The following is a 3,679-nucleotide window of genomic DNA, read 5'->3' on the forward strand; positions in this document are numbered from 1 at the left end:
CGCTCCGCGGCTGGCAGCCGCGTACGATTCCAGCGAAGGCGTGGCCGAGCCCAGCACGACGGCGGCCCCATGCTGCCGGGCTCTTCGCACGGCGACATCTCTCGCATGGTATTTCGGGCTCTCCTCTTGCTTATAGGACGACTCGTGCTCCTCGTCGATAATGATCAATCCGATTCGCTCAAACGGCGCGAATATCGCGGAACGGGCGCCGATGGCCACTTCCGCGCGGCCGCTGCGGATTTTGCGCCATTCGTCGAACCGCTCGCCGCTCGACAGACGGCTGTGCAGCACGGCGACGGCGTCGCCGAACCGGCTCTTAAATCGCTCTACCATCTGGGGCGTCAACGAAATTTCCGGCACGAGCACGATCGCCTGGCGCTCTTGCGAGAGACAAAGCTGAATGCTCTGCAGGTAAACCTCCGTCTTGCCGCTGCCTGTCACGCCGTGCAGCAGCATGGTGTGAGCCTCCCCCGCTTCCAATGCGGCGGAGATAGCGCCGAAAACCTCCTGTTGTCCCTCCGTCAGCGGCAGCGGCGATGTTCTCGCGAATGACCGATGAGCGTAAGGATCCCGCTCCCGCTCGACCTCTCGCAGCGCAAGCACTCCCTTGTCCGCCAATGCCTTCACGCTCGCCGGCGTTACACCTGCCCCGGCGACAAGCGCCTGCAGAGCGATCGGACCGCCGTGCTCCAGCATAAATGCCAAAGCGTCGCGCTGCTTCGCCGCCCGCTTCGGAATGTCCGAAAGCGCCGCAGCGGCGTCTTCGGGCGTAGCCTCCAGAAATACCGTCAGCACTTTGCGCACGGACAGACGGTCCTTGATAACCGATTGCTGGACAAGAGCGCCGCTCCTCAGCGCCTCCTTTACGACTCGGGTGTGCTGAGGAAACTTCGTCAGCAGCGTCTCCAGCTTCACTTTGCCCGACGCGGCATCCAGCCAATCCGCAAGCTCGGAAGGAAGGCCGTCTCCGGCATCCTCATCCTGAGACCAGCCGACAAACCGCTCTTCCTTGCCCTTTAGCGCAGCGGGGATCATCGCCTGGAGGGCTTGCGTCCAGGAGCAGCAATACTTCTCGCTAAGCCATCGCGACAATTCAATCATGTCCGGCAGCAGCGGAGGGAGCGCGTCTAGCAGCTCGGCGACGGGCTTAAGACGGGAACGGTCGACCTCGGCCTCGGCCGCAATCGCGATAACGAAACCTTGGAGCACTCTTCCGCCAAACGGTACGCCGACCCGGCTGCCGACTTCAATCCATTCCGCCATCCCGTCCGGCACGGAATAATCAAAAGGCCGATCCGTCTGGCGGCTCGGCACATCGACAATGACTCTGGCGATCATGAGGCGGAACCTCCGCCTGACGTTTTCATGCGGCGTACGACGACATCCATTATGCGAGCTGCGGTCTCTCTTTTGGATAATAAAGGAACATCCTCCACAAGTCCTTCCGGACCGTAGATTCGCACGGCGTTCGTATCCACGTTGAAGCCCGCGTCTTCGGAGCTGACATCATTGGCGACGATCAGATCGCATTTCTTGCGATTGAGCTTATCCAGCGCATAAGTTTCAAGATTCCCCGTCTCTGCCGCGAATCCTACCAGCAGCTGATGGCGCTTCCGCTCGCCCAGCGTCTGCAGAATATCGGTCGTCCGTTCCAACTCAAGCACGAGACGCTCTCCCGTCTTCTTAAGCTTATGCTCATAGGTATGCACAGGGCGGTAATCCGCTACTGCGGCCGCCTTGATGACGATATCCATCTCATCGTACAAGTTAAGCACCGTCTCCAGCATCTCCCCCGCGGATTCCGCGCGGACGATCCGGACGCCACCCGGCGGAGACGCCGTCGTCCTGCCAGCAACGACCGTCACTTCGGCTCCAAGAAGCGCTGCCGCTTCGGCAAGCGCAAAACCCATTTTGCCCGAAGAATCATTGGTCAGATATCGTACGGGATCCAGACGTTCGATCGTGCCGCCAGCCGTCACCAGCACCTTTTTGCCGCTGAGCGTCTTGCCTCGGGCGAACCAAGCCTGAACGGCCGCGACGATATCCTCCGGCTCCGCGAGTCTTCCCTTCGCTACGTATCCGCAGGCAAGCTGCCCCGTTCCAGGTTCTACGAACATCGCGCCTCTTTCGGCAAGCAATTCCATATTGATCACGACGGCGGGATGCTCGTACATATGTACATTCATGGCCGGCGCTATCACAATCGGACAGGTCGCGGCTAGCAGCGTCGTGCTGAGCATGTCGTCCGCATGGCCGCCTGCCAGCTTCGCGATGACATTCGCCGTCGCCGGTGCGACAATGATCAGATCGGCGTGATCAGCCAGATGGATATGGGAAACAACGGATGGATCGCGTTCGTCAAATGTATCGATATGTACGACATGGCGCGAGAGAGTCTGCAGCGTCAGCGGCGTAATAAATTTCGTCGCGGATTCCGTCATAATGACGTGCACCTCCGCGCCCGCCTGCACCAGCTTGCTGCATAATGCCGCTCCCTTGTAAGCGGCGATGCCGCCCGTAATGCCGAGCACTATTCTTTTACCTTGCAACATGATGCCACTCCTATTCCAAGCGTCAGCCGCGCTTCTTTGGCGCGGCTGATGCGTTGCTATATATCGTCTATTACCATTCCAACCGTTCGCGCAAATTCGTAATATGAGCCAAATGATGACGACCATGCCAGGCAACGAATCCCAGGAAGTACGACAGCTTCATTTGCATGCCCCGTTCGGGATGGTAAAATTCCTTCTCAAAATGCTCCCTTTCCATCGAGCGCAATAGCAGCGACCAACGGGCGTATAGTCCGTCGATAATAGTCAAGCTGACTTCAGGCGGCGCTTTCAACACATCCGGCAGCTGGGACCAGGGAGCTTCTTCGAATGGTTTGATGGTTGGATTGTTCTCTGTCAGCGCCAGCTTGAAGCGTGTAAAGCAATTCATGCCTGCGTCCGCGAGATGATGGGTCACTTGGCGAACCGTCCACCCTCCCGTTCGGTAGGGGGTGTCAAGCTGCCCGTCGTCCAGTCCGTCCAGAGCGGCCCGCAGTTGCCCCGGCAAAGCTTCGACCTCGGCAATCCACTTGTCTCGCTGTGCATTATTCATGCCTTCGAATAGATAACGTCCGATTGGATAACGCAATTGCTCCATGCAAATCCCTCCCAAGTATATGCTTTCAAGCGCCGTCCTCTGACGGCATCAGCCGAAGTCTCGGCCCGACAATTGCGTGCGGCCGCAAGCGGCGAGTCTTTCTCTTATCATAACATATCGTTATGCAAAAAATATCGGGCAAGACGAAGTTGCACAGGAACAAACCTACGGTTGCTTTAGCTCTTCGCCCTGCTGCTTCGCATGCCGGCTTGAAGTTCCAGTTCGCCGGCTTCCCCCGCTTTGAGCAGATTCTGATATTTTTCCGTTTCCTTGCCATACAACGCAATTTTGCCCTCGTCGTTGTAATGCACGCCCCAGCCGAACTTCTTGGGCAGCATCGACGCTCTCATGCAAGGATGGCTTTTCGCCAGCAGCGCCGCACGTTCTTCTTCGAGCTCGACCTCGGATAATGTCCCGAGCAGCGCTTTATGACGAATATGTACCTCGAATAGCTGTTCTTCAAACGTATAACAGTAAGGATTTTCCGATAACAGCTCATATTGAATAAGATGCGCCGACTTCTCGGCCCGCC

General features: G+C 57.9%; 4 protein-coding genes. All 4 read right to left on the reverse strand.

Annotated features, from left to right (window positions below; genetic code table 11):
- A partial coding sequence (gene priA / locus PAT3040_RS04090) for a replication restart helicase PriA (RefSeq protein WP_108991634.1) occupies positions 1-1,338 on the reverse strand: 1,338 nt, incomplete at its 3' end.
- Positions 1,335-2,552: a bifunctional phosphopantothenoylcysteine decarboxylase/phosphopantothenate--cysteine ligase CoaBC gene (gene coaBC / locus PAT3040_RS04095; RefSeq protein ID WP_108991635.1), complete on the reverse strand. Its 1,218-nt coding sequence runs from the start codon at positions 2,550-2,552 to the stop codon at positions 1,335-1,337. The genes coaBC and priA, both read right to left, overlap by 4 nt.
- A 70-nt stretch (positions 2,553-2,622) precedes the next feature.
- Positions 2,623-3,147, reverse strand: a complete 525-nt coding sequence (locus PAT3040_RS04100) for a YfiT family bacillithiol transferase (RefSeq protein ID WP_087567777.1) — start codon at positions 3,145-3,147, stop codon at positions 2,623-2,625.
- A gap of 176 nt (positions 3,148-3,323) precedes the next feature.
- The coding region (locus tag PAT3040_RS36745; RefSeq protein ID WP_108991636.1) for a DUF6157 family protein at positions 3,324-3,679 on the reverse strand (356 nt) is incomplete at its 5' end.

This window comes from Paenibacillus agaridevorans, assembly GCF_003112455.1.
GTDB classification, from domain to species: Bacteria; Bacillota; Bacilli; order Paenibacillales; family Paenibacillaceae; genus Pristimantibacillus; species Pristimantibacillus agaridevorans.